The 16,583-nt window shown below is 38.3% G+C and carries 14 protein-coding genes; 8 read left to right on the top strand and 6 right to left on the bottom strand.

Annotation, left to right across the window (positions count from 1 at the left end):
• Positions 1–2 precede the first annotated feature (2 nt).
• Positions 3–1,532 (bottom strand): GAF domain-containing protein, encoded by a 1,530-nt coding sequence (locus tag R2R28_RS25400; protein WP_316828458.1) that lies wholly within the window; start codon positions 1,530–1,532, stop codon positions 3–5.
• 333 nt (positions 1,533–1,865) lie between these two features.
• Here R2R28_RS25400 and R2R28_RS25405 point away from each other — a divergent pair, with 333 nt between their 5' ends.
• Positions 1,866–2,285, top strand: coding sequence for an SRPBCC domain-containing protein (locus R2R28_RS25405; protein WP_316828459.1), 420 nt, complete (start codon positions 1,866–1,868; stop codon positions 2,283–2,285).
• A gap of 14 nt (positions 2,286–2,299) precedes the next feature.
• On the opposite strand, the gene R2R28_RS25410 is transcribed toward R2R28_RS25405, so the two are convergent.
• Both R2R28_RS25410 and R2R28_RS25415 read right to left on the bottom strand, forming a co-directional pair.
• On the bottom strand, positions 2,300–4,468 hold the full coding sequence (locus tag R2R28_RS25410) for an alpha-galactosidase (RefSeq protein ID WP_316828460.1): 2,169 nt from the start codon (positions 4,466–4,468) through the stop codon (positions 2,300–2,302).
• Positions 4,469–4,601: 133 nt separating this feature from the next.
• Positions 4,602–5,696 (bottom strand): PepSY-associated TM helix domain-containing protein, encoded by a 1,095-nt coding sequence (locus R2R28_RS25415; RefSeq protein WP_316828461.1) that lies wholly within the window; start codon positions 5,694–5,696, stop codon positions 4,602–4,604.
• A gap of 240 nt (positions 5,697–5,936) precedes the next feature.
• Between R2R28_RS25415 and R2R28_RS25420 the strand changes: the two genes are divergently transcribed.
• The 4 genes from R2R28_RS25420 (at position 5,937) to R2R28_RS25435 (ending at position 9,271) form a co-directional block, all read left to right on the top strand.
• A complete protein-coding gene (locus R2R28_RS25420; RefSeq protein ID WP_316828462.1) occupies positions 5,937–6,725 on the top strand; it encodes an SDR family oxidoreductase in 789 nt (262 codons plus the stop codon).
• A gap of 424 nt (positions 6,726–7,149) precedes the next feature.
• Positions 7,150–7,956 carry a phytanoyl-CoA dioxygenase family protein gene (locus R2R28_RS25425; protein ID WP_316828463.1) on the top strand — a complete coding sequence of 269 codons (807 nt, stop codon included), beginning with the start codon at positions 7,150–7,152 and terminating at the stop codon, positions 7,954–7,956.
• 158 nt (positions 7,957–8,114) lie between these two features.
• Positions 8,115–8,804: a CDP-alcohol phosphatidyltransferase family protein gene (locus R2R28_RS25430; RefSeq protein ID WP_316828464.1), complete on the top strand. Its 690-nt coding sequence runs from the start codon at positions 8,115–8,117 to the stop codon at positions 8,802–8,804.
• The gene (locus R2R28_RS25435; protein WP_316828465.1) at positions 8,801–9,271 is read left to right on the top strand and encodes a GtrA family protein; all 471 of its coding nucleotides are present in this window, start codon (positions 8,801–8,803) and stop codon (positions 9,269–9,271) included. The genes R2R28_RS25430 and R2R28_RS25435 overlap by 4 nt, the downstream gene beginning before the upstream one ends.
• Before the next feature lie 386 nt (positions 9,272–9,657).
• Here the strand turns inward: R2R28_RS25435 and R2R28_RS25440 are convergent, their stop codons facing one another.
• The 3 genes from R2R28_RS25440 to R2R28_RS25450 all read right to left on the bottom strand — a co-directional run bounded on the left by R2R28_RS25440 (position 9,658) and on the right by R2R28_RS25450 (position 14,684).
• Entirely contained in the window at positions 9,658–10,749 is a 1,092-nt protein-coding gene (locus R2R28_RS25440; protein ID WP_316828466.1) for an aminoglycoside phosphotransferase family protein, read from the bottom strand.
• A gap of 116 nt (positions 10,750–10,865) precedes the next feature.
• Positions 10,866–12,218, bottom strand: coding sequence for a Gfo/Idh/MocA family protein (locus tag R2R28_RS25445; RefSeq protein WP_316828467.1), 1,353 nt, complete (start codon positions 12,216–12,218; stop codon positions 10,866–10,868).
• Positions 12,219–12,356: 138 nt separating this feature from the next.
• Positions 12,357–14,684, bottom strand: coding sequence for a beta-galactosidase (locus tag R2R28_RS25450; protein WP_316828468.1), 2,328 nt, complete (start codon positions 14,682–14,684; stop codon positions 12,357–12,359).
• Positions 14,685–15,185: 501 nt separating this feature from the next.
• Here R2R28_RS25450 and R2R28_RS25455 point away from each other — a divergent pair.
• From R2R28_RS25455 to R2R28_RS25465, 3 genes are read left to right on the top strand one after another with little or no spacing between them, the layout of a single operon-like run.
• The gene (locus R2R28_RS25455; RefSeq protein WP_316828469.1) at positions 15,186–15,473 is read left to right on the top strand and encodes a hypothetical protein; all 288 of its coding nucleotides are present in this window, start codon (positions 15,186–15,188) and stop codon (positions 15,471–15,473) included.
• Entirely contained in the window at positions 15,470–15,958 is a 489-nt protein-coding gene (locus R2R28_RS25460) for a hypothetical protein (protein WP_316828470.1), read from the top strand. Before R2R28_RS25455 ends, R2R28_RS25460 begins: the two co-directional genes overlap by 4 nt.
• A gap of 20 nt (positions 15,959–15,978) precedes the next feature.
• The gene (locus R2R28_RS25465) at positions 15,979–16,581 is read left to right on the top strand and encodes a hypothetical protein (protein ID WP_316828471.1); all 603 of its coding nucleotides are present in this window, start codon (positions 15,979–15,981) and stop codon (positions 16,579–16,581) included.
• Positions 16,582–16,583 lie beyond the last annotated feature (2 nt).

Genomic DNA, 16,583 nt, shown 5'->3' on the forward strand with positions numbered 1-16,583 from the left:
GGTTAATTATAAAGTTGCTTTGTTCTAAATTCAAATATAAAATTCCTTAACGATTCGGCTATTTCAAGCTCGTTTTGGCTCCAGTTTAAAGACTGGCCATAAACTGTTTGCAGCCAAAGTTTAAAGGAGTTTCGTGGATGATAATTTTTCCCATCCTGATCAAAATTGATCACCTGCTCGGGATCTCCGCCCCATTTAATCTGCCGTATTACCTCCGGCCGGAAACAAATTACATAATCGCCGCTCCGGCCATCAACGGGGATGACCAAAATACCACTTCCAATTTTTTCGTAAGCTTTGGCTTCCTCATATAGTTCGCTAAGGTGGCTACTGGCAAAAACCTTTTCAATTTCTTTCCCTTCAAGCCAGAGCATCAGGTTATAAATTTCGCTTTTATCCGGAATTTCGCCCCGGTACTCGGTACGGTTACCTATTTTTACAACTGCACCACCAGCATTAAACAAAGAAAGGATGTTTAGGTTTTGGTCATCCAGTAATCCTTCGATAATATCATCTTTAGCATAAATAAAATCAGTAATAGTTGTTCGTTTTGCTAACCTGGTGGCTGATTGGTTATAATCTTCCTGATTTAAAATGGCGGCAATCCTATTTGATATTTCTACCGAAAGCCATTCGAAAATGTAACGCATATCTACAGTCGGGTAGTTAGGGCTAATGTGGTGGCAGGAAATTAATCCCCAAAGTTTGCCTTCACGCATAACCCTGATCGACATGGATGCGCTTACATTCATATTCTGCATATATTCTAAATGTACCGAGGCTACGCCACGTAAATTGCAGTCAGAAAGATCGATAAATGCATTGGTTAAGGGATTTATTACCGGATATAATCGAACCGGTTGATATTCCCGGTTTGAGATCAGCCTGAAGGGATTTTTAAGGTAAAGTGCCCTTGCTTGTTTAGGTACATCAGAGGCTGGAAAAGTTTGCCCGAGGTAACTTTCTAAAGCGCCCGAAATGTCTTCGGCAACCACCGTCCCATTCCAGTTTTCGTCAAATTGGTACATCCTAACTCCATCAAAACCCGAAACTTTACGCAATTGTTTAATGGCTACATTACAAACTTCGGTTAAAGTTGAAGCATTTTCCATTGCAGATATAAACTGCCTTACTTCCTGAAAAACAGCTGAAAAACTTTTTTGCCCTTCTTTTGATGCCAATTCTATTTCCAACAGGGAATAATCGTTTTTGATGTGAATCAAGCCATCAAATAGCAATTGTTTGCCATCATTTTCAAATACCAGATTTAACGGGATCCTGTCTTTCGCATCACCTTTAATCAGTCTGGTAATATTTTCTATATCCTGTTGGCTAAACCAGGTTGACAAATGTTTATTAATGATTTGTGCTGGTGTTTGCTCAGTAATGATACTCAGGTTTTCGCTGACCTGAATAATGTTCAGTGTTTTATTATCCAGAACAAGCAGGTATCCATAGTCCTGAATAGAGTTAATGTGGTGTATGGGCAGATTTCCACAGAATTCTGCATCGTAATTTCGTATTTCTGACATTTCCGACTATCATTTTTGGAGTAAGCCTGTGCCGGGAAAAACACAGGATTCCATTTTTTAACAATTATACTGCCAACAAATTGGCATTTCAGGCTAATTCTGCTTCAAATAAACTTATTAAAGCCTACCGCCTCTAAAATATAGATTAAGGACTTTAGAGAACGAAAAATCATAAAAATAATACCGGCAATACAACCAAAAGGAATATCTTTTTTTTTAAAAACCGCGATAATAAGGAATTGATTAATATACCCGAATCACCCTGTTTTATGTCTTCAATAGCCACCTAAAAGTAGCATAACAACCGTAATTTTATGCTATAATAAAAATAATATGGATCACGCAAATTTATTAACGGCCAGTATTACGATTAACCAACCCATTGCCCTGGTATGGGAAGTGTGGAATGAGCCCGAACACATCTTCAAATGGAATGCCCCATCAGGAGAATGGGTAAATTTAAAAATTGAAAACAACCTGACTATAGGAGGTGGTTTTTTGTATGTGATGGTAAAAAAAGACGGTAGTGAAAAATTTAATTTTAAAGGAATTTACACCGAAATTATAGAACATAAAAGCATTTCTTACACGCTGGATGATGGCAGAAAAACAACAATTACCTTTACAGGAAGCAGCCCGGTTACACTTACCGAAATCTTTGAACCTGTTTCAGCTCTGGATTTAACCATGCAACAGGCGTTTTGCCAATCAGGCCTGAACCAGCTTAAAGACTATGCGGAACAGCTTATTTAAGAGGTATATATTTGCTAAATAGCCTCCAGCTCGAGCACCGAACTGGTTTCGCTACGGTTTAAATACCATTTTAAACCTGTATTCATCAAGCTTTCCCCCGTGTAAACCTGCGCATCATCCGCGCACTTTGGCTTGGTGCCCGGCAATAAATTAATTTCTTTAATTTTATATTTCTTTTTAGGGTCTAAACCTTTTAAAATTAATATAGGATAATTTTGCGCTTCGCTAACGGTTAAATTATAGGCAAACAACACCGCTTTGTTCATCGTACTATCTACATACATTAAAGAGGCACTGTTGGTAAGATAAGGCGATACCAAACGGTATAAATCTCCATAGTTAATTACAGGTTGCAGTCTTTTGTAATTCTCTAAGGAAATTTTGCTCAATTCAAGATCTTTCACGCTCATTTTTTTCACCTGTACATCAAAGCCCATTTTACCAGACATGGCCACATCCAGTTTATATTTTATGGATTGTTTGCCCCACTCGGTAACGTGATTGCAAATAGTAAGTGCCGGAAAGAAATAAGAATATCCCCACTGTATTTTTATCCTGTCGAAAGGGCTGGTATTGTCGCTGGCCCAAAATTCATTAAAATATTTCATGGCACCATACTCTACCCTTGCCCCGCCGCTTGCACACAGCATCAGTTCTAGATCAGGGTATTTTGCCCTTACCAAATCCAATACATGATAAAGGCCCTGAGTATATTTAACAAACATGGACTCCTGATTCTTACCCATAAAAACACTGTACGGATTGCTCATGGTCCGGTTACAATCCCATTTCATATAAGTAATACCCGGTGCTTCTTTCATCAAATTATCGATTACCCCAAATACAAAGTTCTGTACTTTCGGATTGGTGACGTCGAGCACCAGCTGCGTCCGCTGAAGATCTTCGGGCCGGTTTGGTGCTTTTAATACCCAATCGGGATGTTTTTCATACAGTTCGCTTTTGGGGTTTACCATTTCGGGTTCGATCCAGATACCAAAGTTAATTTGTTTGTTTTGAGCTTCTTTTACGAGATAGCCAATGCCATTGGATAATTTCCTTTTATTCACTTCCCAATCGCCAAGGCCAGCCTTATCATTATCACGTGGATATTTATTAGCAAACCAGCCATCATCGAGCAAAAACAGATCGACACCTAATTTTTTTGCCCCGTCGAACAAATTCACCAAAGTATCCTGGTTAAACTTAAAATAAGTTGCCTCCCAATTGTTCAGTAAGGTTTGCCTGCGTTGCTCACCTTTCCAGATACCGTATTTAATGGCCCAATGATGAAAGTTACGACTCATCTGGCCTTGACCGCCTTTGGTGTAGGTAAAAATAAAATGAGGGGTGGTTAAATTTTCTTTGTTTTTGAGGCGATAATCTGAAGCGTAGGCATTAATACCACAAATTACCTTTAATGCGTCGCCCATTCGCGAATTATTTTTAAATGTTTCAAACTGGAGGTTAAAATTACCGCTCCAGGCCAGCGAACCGCCAAATACTTCCCCCTGGTTTTCATCATCAAGCTTTTGTTTAGACAGCATAAAAGACGACAAGCCATTTTCAACTGTTTTAACCCCAAGCTTTGATTGTATGCTGTAAAGTCCATTTGGCAATAAAAATTCTTCCATCTGCGCTTCCATTCCCCAATCGCCATTAAAACGGGTAAGATAGTTGGTAGCCCCCGGAAAATTTAAAAATGCAGAAGCATAGCGGTGTAGTATTACATCTCCTTTTTCCTGGTTATCGATCACATTCCAGGTTTCGATTATATTTTCCTTTTGGTAGGCTTTGTAGTGCAGGTTTACAAAAAAATTATAGGCAGGATCTTTCAAACGGATAACCGTTTCAGTTAAATTATCTTCCGTTTTAACGGTTGTTGATACAAATTCCAGCTGCAATGACATATTGCCATCGGCATGGCTTACCTCGAGGGCAGGCTCCTGTAAATAAGTAGCGCCTCCTGTTGCAAGGGCTGGCAACTCGTACGTATTTGCATTTCTGTAAGCTGCAGAATCCTGAAGTTTTTCACCAAAATAAGTTTGCTCTAACTGTTTTTGTTTATTTACATGGTATACCAGGGCCGAATGACCGGTACTGATTATAATTTTCTGAGCATAGCTATTTAAACCTAAACACAGTAACAAAATTATAGATAAATAAAGGTTGACGTTATGCTTCATTTGCTGGTGTATCTTTATTAAATAAAGATCAAAAATTGCAAAAAAAGACGGATCAGGATGATTTGTAATTATCAGAATTAAGCCAAATATTAACCTGTTAACCCTTTTACACGATTGCCTCCAACTGGATAAACTAAGCTTTTGTTTTTCTGGGCTTTTTCCTTTTCTTCCACCAGATGATAAAGCCGGTAACGGGCAAACTTGCTGCAATCAAAGCGGCTAAAAAAGAAACAATTTTATTCGGCAAGCCCAAAAGCCTGCCGGTATGCAAATCGTAATTGGTGGCCTCAATCAAATCGGCACCATTAAAATTTTGATATAATTTAGCCCTGATCATTAGCCCTGTAGCTGCATCGTAGAAAAAAGTATTCTGGTTGCGTGCCCAACGGTAAGGATAAATCATCCTTAACCGCAATTCTCCTTTACCACGCAGTGAAAAATTGCTTGAAACTGCACCAGGATATTTGGCTTTGGCCTCTGTATAAATTTTATTGTAGCGTACAGGTAACGAATCGATTTGTAAGGGTTTAGCCATAACAATTGCCTTCCCCTGACCTAGTTTACTACCTGTAAAAAAACTTGCGGCATTTTTCACTCCTTTAAAAGCAAAATATAAACCGCTTAGGGCCGTAATCAAAAGTACAATGGATGCGTAAAAACCCAATACATTATGCAGGTCGTAATTGAAGCGTTTAAAAGAAGCTTTTCTTTTGATGCTTAACGATTGTTTTAATAAACGCATTTGTCCGGGGAACCAGAGTACCAGGCCGGTAACAAGCATAATTACAAAAATAACCACCGACCACTGCATGATAAACTCACCGGTTTTACCCAATAACAATGAAGTATGAATATGTTCAACCACTTCCAGCCAGTCTTCTTTTCCTTTTTTTACTAAAGAAGCATCGTAGGGGTTAAAGTAATAAACAGCGGCTTTTTTAGAAGTAATTTCTACCGTTGCATTCGGTATGGCATCTTCAATCCGGATTAACCTTAGCTGATCTTTTGGCGAAAGTTTTTCGAAATTTGAAATAATTTGCGCTAAACCTATAAAAGGTTTTTGCTGAACGGTTACATATCGGAAATCTTTTTGGGTAAAATCCCTGATTTCTTCTTCAAATATATAAAGTGCCCCGGTAATGCTGATGATGATGACTACTAAACCGGTAGTTAAACCTAACCAAAGGTGAATATTCCTGACAACATTTTTAAAATTTCTGTTTTTCATCAGTTAAGCGCATATTCTTTAAAAAATGCGACAAATAAGATCTTAAAAATGTGTGTTGGCCGTATTGATTGCTTCATAAAGCTTAAAATTTTGTCAAATTTAACATTATTTAGACTGGTTAAGGATAATAATTCTAAAAAGATGCTAATAATTCGTGGTCACAGTGCATTTGAAATAAAATAAGATCAAAAGCCGATTTTATTTGATATTTGTGCCAAACCTTATAGATATTAAATAAGCATGGCAGATATAACGACAAAATACGCGCTGATTACCGGTGCCAGTAAGGGTATTGGTAAATCGATGGCCATTGCCCTGGCTAAAAGAAAAATCAATCTGCTCCTGATTGCCCGTTCGGGTGACGAATTAAGCATTCTGCAAAGCGAAATCAAAAGTCAGTATGGTGTTGAGGTTGATATCCTGCCAATTGATTTAAGCATTCCAGATGCGCCAAAAATGGTATTGGATTGGATAAAGAAAAACAATTATCAGCTTCATATCCTGATCAACAATGCAGGATATGGGTTATGGGGAAAATTTGCCGAACTGGATTTAGCTGCGCAATTAGAAATGTGCCAGTTAAATATGAATACCGTTACTTCGATGTGCCATTTATTGCTTCCGGTACTTTTAAAAGAGGAAAAAGCCTATATCCTGAATGTTGCAAGCACTGCAGCTTACCAGGCAGTACCTACATTGGCTATTTATTCGGCAACTAAAGCCTATATTTTATCGTTTACACGGGCCTTAAGGTTCGAACTTAAAGGTGGTAGGGTTTCTGTTAGTTGTTTAAGCCCGGGGCCGGTTGATACGGGCTTTGCACACCGTGCGGGTTTGGATGCTTTTAATAAAATGGCTGAAAAATTTAACATGCAACCAGATGAAGTAGCCGAAATTGCGGTTAAAGGAATGTTTGCGAAAAAATCGGAGATTATTCCTGGCTTTACCAATATCATCAGTGTGTATGCCAACCGCATTTTACCAAAGCAATTTATTGAGAAAATAGCAGCAGGGATTTACAAAACGTAGTAAAGTCCGAAGGCTCAGAGTTTGATTTATGATATCAGATGTTACCATCTGGCATTGAAAAGTTTTTAACCATTTAAAGAAATACAAGTGTATAGAAGTCTAAACGAAATTGCATGGTTAAAAGATCTCTCCAATGCGCTCGAGATGATGAAATTTCTTTGCTACGGAAATATCTACAGCGCAAAAATGATCTCAATTACCAACAGAAAGAAATTATTTTCAAATATTTCTAATTAAATTCTTTGGAATATTAAAAATATGTTACGTTTGTATTAAATACTACTAATTCTATAGACTATGTCGAATAAAACTAATCCGTTTTATTTTCCTTCAGTACCGAACCACTCGCCAATGCGGATGTGCTGTTGTTGCGCATAAATCTATTTTCAACTTATCCTTTTCTTAACCTTTAATTTTTTCTACAATGGCCACATCGTATCCAACCTTTACCCTATCCGATCAATTAACCGAGCAGCAACTTGATTTTTTCAATACCCACGGCTTCATCCATTTCAAGAATTTTATCAAACCCGAAACTGTTTCTTCCATTATTAATGCCTCTAAACAGGTAGAACAGAAATGGATTGAACAAGATATTAAAAAAATAAATGGCGTACCGATTAAATATGGGAAAGATCTTGATGGCTCGGCAATTGTACAGCGTTTTGCTTTTATTAATCAGCAACACCAAACGCTAAGTGGCCTATTGCTCGATCCGCGTTTTAATGCCCTGCTTCAACTGGCAGGAGATGGTGCACGTTTGGGTACCGAAGAAAAAGACGGCATGGTGTTTAACCACTACATTAACGGACCTGAGAGTAAATTCAGCAAAATGGGTTGGCATACTGATGGTTTGAGAGATATTTTTTATGGGGCAAAACTAAATCCGATGCTGAATGTAGGTATCCATTTAAGCACCTTAAAGCCAGAAAATGGTGGATTAAAGATTATTCCGGGTACGCACAAACAAAGCATCTACCAGATGTTGTTCCGCAAGAAATATTTCCTTGATAATAAACCAGATGCAGCAGAAGTATCGATACTGCCCGAAGCAGGAGATTTAACCATACATGATGGCAGATTGTGGCACCGGGTTGCAGAATCTGCCGTTCGGGGGGAAGAAAGCAGAAGACGTGTAATTTATGTACCGATTATTGCAGGTAAGTATGCGCCAAAAAATGAGAATAGTCCGACGGTGTTTTACCAGCGCTTTGCAGGAATTGTAAAATAAATAGATGTTATTTGTGTTATTAATCAGTTACCTGGTCAGATCAGGGAAACTAAAGCGAATTACCGATTTTTCGAAGGCGATACCTAAGAAAATCAGTTTAAAATTTTACCGGCCGGAAACCGCTATACTTTTTGGGGTAATATTGGTTGGGGCATAAATTGGAGGCTCATATTAAAAAGAACGAAGACCATAGCAAGGGCAAAAGGGTATTTGCAGATCGGGAACGGACCAACATTTTACGTAAAGGAGAACAAAGCCTGATTCTTTTCTTATTGAAAAAAGTTCCAAATTGGATTTCACCTAATATTATGACGGGGATAGGGATGTTTGGATCGCTACTGGTGTTTACCGCATTCATTTTGGCTCATTTTTACAACAGAAACTATTTACTGATTGGTATTTTGGGTTTCGGCATTAACTGGCTTGGCGATTCGCTGGATGGCAGATTGGCTTACTATCGTGAAATACCCAGAAAATGGTACGGTTTTGCACTGGATATTATTATGGATTGGCTCAGCATCATCCTCATCGGTTTTGGCTATTATTTTTATGCTGAAGGACTCACCCAGATTTTTGCCTTCTTGTTTGTAGTGCTTTATGGCTGGTCGATGATCATTAGTCAGCTTCGCTACAAAATAACCGGACATTACCAGATTGATTCCGGCCATTTAGGGCCAACTGAACTGCGCGTCATCATTTCGTTGATTCTGATCTCCGAAACCTTGTTTGAAGGCAGCATTACCTATTTTGCGGTTGCAGTGGTAGCTTTATTATTGACGATCAACATTAAGGATACTTTTAAGCTTTTAAAAGCGGGTGATGCTAAAGACAGGGAGGAAAAAGCATGATCAACTGGGCATCGGTAAAACTTTTTTTAAAAGCCCAGGTATCGGCATTTTCTGGTGGGGTAACCGATTATGGCTTAATGGTACTTTTAACGGAATGGCTTCATATCCATTTTACCATTTCAATCTTAATTTCGGGTACTATCGGCGGCATTGTTAACTTTTGTATCAACCGGTTTTGGGCATTTAAAAGTAATGATGATTATTGCAGTTCTGCAAGGGGGCAACTCATTCGCTTTTTCACGGTAGTTTTGGGCAGTATTTCACTAAAATCAGGAGGCACTTATTTGTTACACCAAAGCTTAAATGTAGATTATAAAATCGGGAGATTATTGATCGACAGTATTGTTTCTTATGGCTTTAATTATCCATTAATGAAATACTGGGTATTTAAGATTAATAAATCAAGCAATTTTGATTACGATGAGGAAGAGTATTTTGATCAGATTGGAAGAGAACAAAGGGTTTAGCTACTTAAAGTATTGAAGTTTAGCACGTCAGTTAGCCATGTTACGTTCACAATTAATTACATATTAAGCCGGGTGTAGAAATGATATAAAATTATTCTACCGCTCTGTACCGCGGCGGCAAGGTAGTTTTTCACAGTTAATATTGTTTTTTAACGGTGTTCAAGTCCCGATTTTTCATCGGGATTAAAAGCGCCAAAGTACCCAAAGCTTTTTGTCAATCCGGCAGTGAGCCTTTTGCACAATCCCATGCACATCAAAAAAACAGCGGCACTTCGTTTTGTATCTGTGGTCTCCCCTTAATAACAATAATTATTGGCAATAAAGGTAAAAAGGATGTCCAGCCCAAACGATGAAGCATAAAAACCGAACACCTTACCTTTACCTTATCAGTTTAATATTGTTTTAGAATTGCTTACCCGATCCTGATTTATTTTAGTAATAACCTCTTCAAATCCAGGCTCTTTTGCGATATATTTATTTAATAAATCTATCTGGTTTAGCCCCCTAACCAGGTTATGGTCTGCATAATTAGTTTTGTAGTAAGTATCGCCATTTAAAAAATCAGCTATAAACCTTACTGCCTGCATATAAATCATAAATTTACCGGCATAAATAAAAAACTGTTTTTCAGTAAAACTTAAAACCTGGTCCATTTCTTCCATGTACCCCTTATGTATGGCGGCAAATACATCCTCTCTGATGGCTATTTTGCTAAAATCTTTTTCTTCTTCGTTAGCTTCAGATAGATAAGTTCTCATCATATCCCCTACATCACTGATAAAGTAACCAGGCATCACGGTATCCAGGTCTATTACACATAAACCTACCCCGGTATCTATCTGCAGAAGCACATTACTAATTTTGGTATCATGGTGCACCACACGCAGGTTAAGTGCGCCGCTATCTACCATGTGTCCGTATTGTTCTTCAATATCGTAATGTCTGATAATTTCTTCTATCGCAAATTTTGCTTCTTTAATTTTTTCGGCTGAGGCTTGTTCCAAAGCAGTTTTAAACTGCTCTACACGCAAGGGCAGATTATGAAAATCTTCGATAGTTGGCTTTAGCTTTTTCACATTGAAGGCCCCTAACATCCTGGTAAATTTACCAAACTGCTTTGCAGCGTGATAAGCCTGCTCGGGATGGTGCACAAAATCAATTGAGCAAGAGTTTTCGACAAAAGGGAAAATCCGGTAAAAATGATCGTCCAGAACTACAAAATCATCCCCATTAGATGTGGATATTGGCGCAACAAATAAATACTTCGGCGCAGTTTGATCCAGGTATTTCTTTATCGTCTCAATATTTTGGGCAATATTTTGAGGCTGACGAAAAACCTCAGTATTTACCTCCTGTAAAATATAGGCTACTTCTTCACTGTAAGCTTTCCAGGTATGGTTAATTAAACCCGAGCCGAAAGGTTCAATTTTAAATTTTTCTACGTTAAGTCCATAAGCACCTAAGACTTCTTGAAACATAAGATGTTAATATATTTGAATGAAAATTGTTCCAGGCCAACCAACATTGATATACCTGGATAAAGTTGCGTTTTAAAATATGCGGGCAGGCTTTAAGGCACTACCCGCAGCCGAGACTAAAAGCCGCTATCGTCTAAAGCGAAAGTATTTTTACGGTCTTTCCATTTTCCTTTGGTAAAATCAGGGAATTTTTGTGGCATATTTCCTTCTTTTAACGATTTGGTAGAAAGTGGTGTAATTACGCTCATGGTAACTGAATCGTAAACATCAATCGGCGTTTGTTTTTTCTGTTTTACGGCCTGAATAAAACCGTTAAACACAAACCAGTCCATACCACCGTGACCAGCACCTACAGCTTCCGCTTCGTATTTTTTCCAAAGTGGGTGATCGTATTTAGCAAACCATTCCTGAGCCGGATCCCATACATCGTCTTTTTTCGATTTGTGATCGATATAAACAGATTTGTTTACATCCATCCATAATCCTTTTGTTCCCTGTACCCTGAAACCAATGGAATAAGGGCGTGGCAAGTGTGTATCGTGACTTAACAATACGGTTTCGCCGTTTGCACAGTTGATCATTGTAGTGGTTACATCACCGTTTTTATAATTGATTTTAGCATTTGGGTGGCCTGGAGACATTTCTTCTACATAGGCTGCTAATCCTTTGGCTTTAGAGCTGAAGGATACCAAACTGGTAAAACTATTTCCCCTGTTAATGTTGGTGTATTGCATTAACGGCCCTACACCGTGGGTTGGATATAAATCGCCATCCTGATCGATGTTGAACTGAGTACGCCATTGGGCCTCACTTAAAGCTTTTGGTCCATACTCTACCCCACCGCCATAATAATCTTTACCATTATTAAAAAGTACGTTTCTTAAATTGTGCTGATAACCACCTTCGAGGTGCACTAGCTCACCAAAAAGCCCTTGTCTAACCATGTTTAAAGCAGCCATAACATCTCTGCGGTAACAAACGTTCTCCAAAGTCATATAAGGCATTCCGGTTTTTTCGGAAGTATTTACAATATCCCAGTGATCCTGAACAGTTAAACCTGCAATTACTTCGCAGCCTACATATTTACCTGCTTTCATGGCATCAACCGCCTGGTCTCTGTGAAACTGCCATGGCGTGGCGATAATTACGGCATCGATATCTTTACGATCTAACAGTTTTTTATAAGCATCTACGCCACCAGTGTATTCGGTTGCAGCAGGACGGCCTTTTTTAGCAATAAAATTACGACAAACTTTAAGTGAGCTTTCCTGGGTATCGCAAATTGCAACAATTTCTACATCGTCTCTTAGCGCACCTTCAGAGATATGGCTCATTCCACGGGCACCTACACCAATATAGCCTAATCTTACTTTTCCACTGTCTGATGATGCAAATAAACTTCCGGTTGGCAGGATGGTTAAACCAGCAGCCGTAAATGCACCATTTTTGATAAAATCTCTACGTTCCATTTGTGTTGTTTAATAATTTATTGTTTAATTTTTTAATTGATCCGGTTATTTTTGAACAAACGTTTTACTAGCTATTATTTCGCCCTTTTTCTACCACAAAACCGCTTCATCTACAGCATTTTAATCGCTATTTTTAAGCTAAAGATTTTTAAAAGGTGTTTGGTTAAAATATAACCTGTAATCTTTAATCCTTCCGTTTGCATTATCCTGCCTTGGCAAGAGTTTTAATTCTTTAATAATGTAGTTTTTGCCCAGATCGATTACAATCTGATGTGGTGGTTTTGGTGATTTATCTTCCCATTGGGTATGCCATATGCTGGTAAACTGCAGGTCGAAAACATTGGCCGCATTTCCATCATCACTACCTAGCTCTTCGCTATCGGCAAAAACAATTTTCCAATCGCTACGTGGAATTTCATTGCCTTTATCATCAATCAGTACAATTTCCGCAATGGAGGTATATGGTTGTCCTTTTTGTTCCGATAGCGCTTCTAAGCAGAAATACCTCGCGGTTACGGGCTTAAAACTTACTGTTTGCCATTTATTGTCGTTTGCAAAACTGCCTTCAGCGTAAGGTTGCTGTGCTTCCGAAACCCATTTCTGGTTAGCTTTGCGGTGTAGTTCGGGCTGTTTTTCATTCACAACATCAAGAATGGGTTTGTCTAAAAAGCCTAATGTTGGTTTTTCAGCACCAAAAAGATCAAAAACAAGCACTTCATTTTTACCTTTTTTGAGCCAGCTACCTGGCACCAACATGGTTTGTGTAGGGCCGATATTCCAGTATCTGCCCAGGCACATTCCATTTAACCAAACTAATCCCTTATTCCACTTGCTCATGTCGAGATAAGTATCTTCCAATTTATCTGCGCTAAAACTTCCCTTATAAAAAGCTGTAACTGCAGGCTGATTGTTAAGTTTTTCGTAACGCAACGGAATATTTACTTCCCCCATCCTGACCGGGTAATTTTTCCAACCCTTTAAAGCTGTCTGTTTTCCGTTTTCTGATAGGTATACCGCACCGTGTATTCCTTTTCTATCGTGCATTTGGTAGCCGTAGTTTACCCTGCCGGTAGCTTCAACCAAAATCCTGAGGGTACTTTTAGTTGTCCGGGCGGGAATTTCTATGCTGAACTTATTCTTTCTTCTGTCTAACTCACCTATCTTTTTTCCATCGATGTACACCAGGGCATAATCATGAATATCTTTAAAAACCAGAGTCGTTTTTTTGCCTGCGGCTAATGCTGTTTCGTACAAAACACAACCAAAATCCTGATCTAAATCTTCCATTAACATGGCTGTATCCGCCAATACAGGTTTAGGGAGATTTTTAGTAAGCAGCGCTATTGATGAAAATGTAACGGGCTGTAATTTCTGGATCTTGTTTGCCGCAGGTACATCGGGCAGTACCTCTCCTTCCTGAAGGTAATTTCCAAAGAGCTTACGGATGGCATAAAATTTCCCAGTGGCGTTACCTGCCTCATCAATAGGTGCATCGTAATCGTAACTACTGGTTTGTGGTAAATAAGGCGGTGCATTGGCACCGCTATAGGTACCAAAACTTGTACCGCCATGTGCCATATAAATACTAAAAGATGCTTTTTGATCGAGCATATATTTTAGTTCATTTACTATACGTTGGGTATCGCCTTGGTGGTGAGGCCTGCCCCAGCTGTCAAACCAGCCGGGATAATATTCGCCGCACATTAATGGCCCGGTGGGTTGTATAGCCCTCAAAGCCTTAAAATTGGCTTCGGGACCGCTACCAAAGTTTACCACCGCAAATAAATCATCAGGATGATCATTTTTTAACTGCGACGGGCCATCGCAATGAAACAGAGGAACAGTAAAGCCAGCTTCTTTTAAATCGGCTTTAATGATGTTCATATAATCTTTATCGTTGCCATAACTGCCGTATTCATTTTCTACCTGCACCATAATAATGTTACCGCCATTGGTAACCTGTAAAGGAGCGAGCTGTTTACCTACTTCTAACAGGTATTTTTTCGATCTTTCTAAAAAGTATGGATATTGTGTGCGCAAACGGATGTTTTTATCTTTAAGCAGCCACCAGGGGAAACCACCGAATTCCCATTCGGCACAAGAATATGGCCCTGGCCTTAATATTACATATAAACCAACCTCTTTGGCTAGTTTACAAAACTCCGCAGCATCGCTTTGCCCTGCCCATGTAAACTGATCGGGCTGTTTTTCATGCATGTTCCAAAATAAATAAGCGCATACCGTATTTAAGCCCATAGCTTTGGCCATTTGCAAACGCTGTTTCCACTCTGCTTTAGGTATACGGGCAAAATGCATCTCGCCACAACGGATTACATATGGTTTGCCATTAAGCTCAAAAGCTTCGGCACCAATGACAAAAGTTGTTGCCTTTTGTGCCCAGCCATTAATGGATAGGCTAAATAACAGCCCTATAAGAAGTATTTTTTTAAACAAATGGCTACGCATTTATGGTGGTTTTGCTGGGTTTTGTTGATTTGTATTTTTAAAAGTAGAACAAGCAAATGAGCAAAACAACATAAATATCAGCGCAAACGATTGACTAATTTTTATATTACACATTTTAATTAAGCCTAAACCACATGTTTATTTTGCCATTCGGTTTAAACCATTTTTAAAGAAATAAAATGATTTTTGAAAGGCTGGCTTATTAATGGAGAGTTTAAAAACTATGAAAACTTAATTTAATATGAGTTTTTTATGTTAACTAATTTAAAAACATGTAGAAGTATTCCACAGCTAAAAGCAGTATGCCCCCTTTCCCCAAACTTATTCTATTTAGCCAACCTAAAATTAGATAGTTCTTTTAAAAAAATTGATTATCAAAAATGGCTATATGGCGATAAGAAGCAACTATAATAACTTAACGCACTAAAAAAAATTATTTACAATTTAACACCAACAACATCAGCTTCAGTTTTGCCTAGGTATAACAAAACTAACCAAACAATGAAAAAATTAACACTCTTTAAAGGCAAAGCGATAGCTTGCTTAATTCTAATGTGCCTGACCTTGGTACAAGGCTGTAAAAAGGAACTATTACAGCCAAATTCAAACGATATTCAAAATGAGCTTTCTATTGTCGAGGCTAAACAGTACTTCGATGCCAAATCTAAAACAGCTGGCAAAATCGAAAAAACTCATGGGTATGGTTCGGGAGTCCAAGATACTAAAATACTTACACTTGATGATGTAAGGAACAACAAACAGCCCATCTGGGAAAAAGCCAACAAATGATGATCTCGAATGGGATATCTGTAAAAATCCCGATAGACTTTAACCAGGCCCTTGCAGTGGTTGGCGCAAAAAAAGATGTGCTACCAATGAGTTCATTGAACTATCTATTGATGTACAGAGACAGCTTTCAGCAGATACATGCCGAATGGGTATTTCTGCAACCGGATTCTCTATGGCTTTATGGATCGAGGTATACTTATCATGGTGAAGTCTACGTGAGTGACTGGAACGGAAAACCTATTAAAAAACTGTCCTTTCCGCGACATATTTCAGCAAACAAATCTTCAAAGGCATCCTCCGGCTCAAGGGAAAAATTAATGTCGGTAGCCGAGGAACTAATCTTAACGCCCAATGGAAACATATCGATATGTATCAGATATAAAATAGGCGTATGTACCTGTACCTCTGATCCATGCGACTGGATGACATGTAACACTTGTGGGGTAGATGTGAAAATATTACAGAAGAAGAACCGAAAGGATTAATTGGCAAAAGGGCACCATGGATGAAAACTGTAATTAATGAAGCACAACTTTATGGAGGTAAAAACCAGGGTATAATTCAAAGTAGGGTATCTATTTATCATAAAGTTGGAGCTAGTTATTCAAATGTTGAGGATGCATGGTGTTCTTCATTTGCTTATTGGTGTTTAGAAAGCAGCGATCCAAAATTTGAAACCCCGCATTCACCTGGCTCGGAATCATTTATAAACCATAAAACGGTTGAGAAATGTGAAGCTTTTTATGGCGCTATTGCAACTTTTTCTGATTGTGATTCACAAGGAAATATAACAACAGGTAAAGGGCACGTAACTTTTGTATACGGTAAATTACGAGGCGATAAAATCTATGCTGTGTTGGGAGGAAATCAAAATAAAATGATTAAGGTATCTCAATATGATTGTTCCGAAAATGCTTTTTTTAGTTACAAAAAGAAAAATGGAACTAAAATATATAAAAAATTCAGAGGTTTTTTCAAACCAATAGGATATGCAATCAAAGAAATTGACAAATTAACCAACCCAGATAATTACAATAATATTGATGATGCCAATAAAAAAATCGGATTATCATCAATAAAAACTACCATTGGAGAAAAAGATAACTAAAA

Origin of the sequence: Pedobacter miscanthi (genome assembly GCF_032678605.1) — a bacterium.
GTDB classification, from domain to species: Bacteria; Bacteroidota; Bacteroidia; order Sphingobacteriales; family Sphingobacteriaceae; genus Pedobacter; species Pedobacter miscanthi_A.

Bases quoted from the DNA above. Each gene is read 5' to 3' on its own strand.
- R2R28_RS25400 (WP_316828458.1), bottom strand. From the start codon at position 1,532: ATGTCAGAAATACGAAATTACGATGCAGAATTCTGTGGAAATCTGCCC.
- R2R28_RS25405 (WP_316828459.1), top strand. From the start codon at position 1,866: ATGGATCACGCAAATTTATTAACGGCCAGTATTACGATTAACCAACCC.
- R2R28_RS25410 (WP_316828460.1), bottom strand. From the start codon at position 4,468: ATGAAGCATAACGTCAACCTTTATTTATCTATAATTTTGTTACTGTGT.
- R2R28_RS25415 (WP_316828461.1), bottom strand. From the start codon at position 5,696: ATGAAAAACAGAAATTTTAAAAATGTTGTCAGGAATATTCACCTTTGG.
- R2R28_RS25420 (WP_316828462.1), top strand. From the start codon at position 5,937: ATGGCAGATATAACGACAAAATACGCGCTGATTACCGGTGCCAGTAAG.
- R2R28_RS25425 (WP_316828463.1), top strand. From the start codon at position 7,150: ATGGCCACATCGTATCCAACCTTTACCCTATCCGATCAATTAACCGAG.
- R2R28_RS25435 (WP_316828465.1), top strand. From the start codon at position 8,801: ATGATCAACTGGGCATCGGTAAAACTTTTTTTAAAAGCCCAGGTATCG.
- R2R28_RS25440 (WP_316828466.1), bottom strand. From the start codon at position 10,749: ATGTTTCAAGAAGTCTTAGGTGCTTATGGACTTAACGTAGAAAAATTT.
- R2R28_RS25445 (WP_316828467.1), bottom strand. From the start codon at position 12,218: ATGGAACGTAGAGATTTTATCAAAAATGGTGCATTTACGGCTGCTGGT.
- R2R28_RS25450 (WP_316828468.1), bottom strand. From the start codon at position 14,684: ATGCGTAGCCATTTGTTTAAAAAAATACTTCTTATAGGGCTGTTATTT.
- R2R28_RS25455 (WP_316828469.1), top strand. From the start codon at position 15,186: ATGAAAAAATTAACACTCTTTAAAGGCAAAGCGATAGCTTGCTTAATT.
- R2R28_RS25460 (WP_316828470.1), top strand. From the start codon at position 15,470: ATGATGATCTCGAATGGGATATCTGTAAAAATCCCGATAGACTTTAAC.
- R2R28_RS25465 (WP_316828471.1), top strand. From the start codon at position 15,979: ATGAAAACTGTAATTAATGAAGCACAACTTTATGGAGGTAAAAACCAG.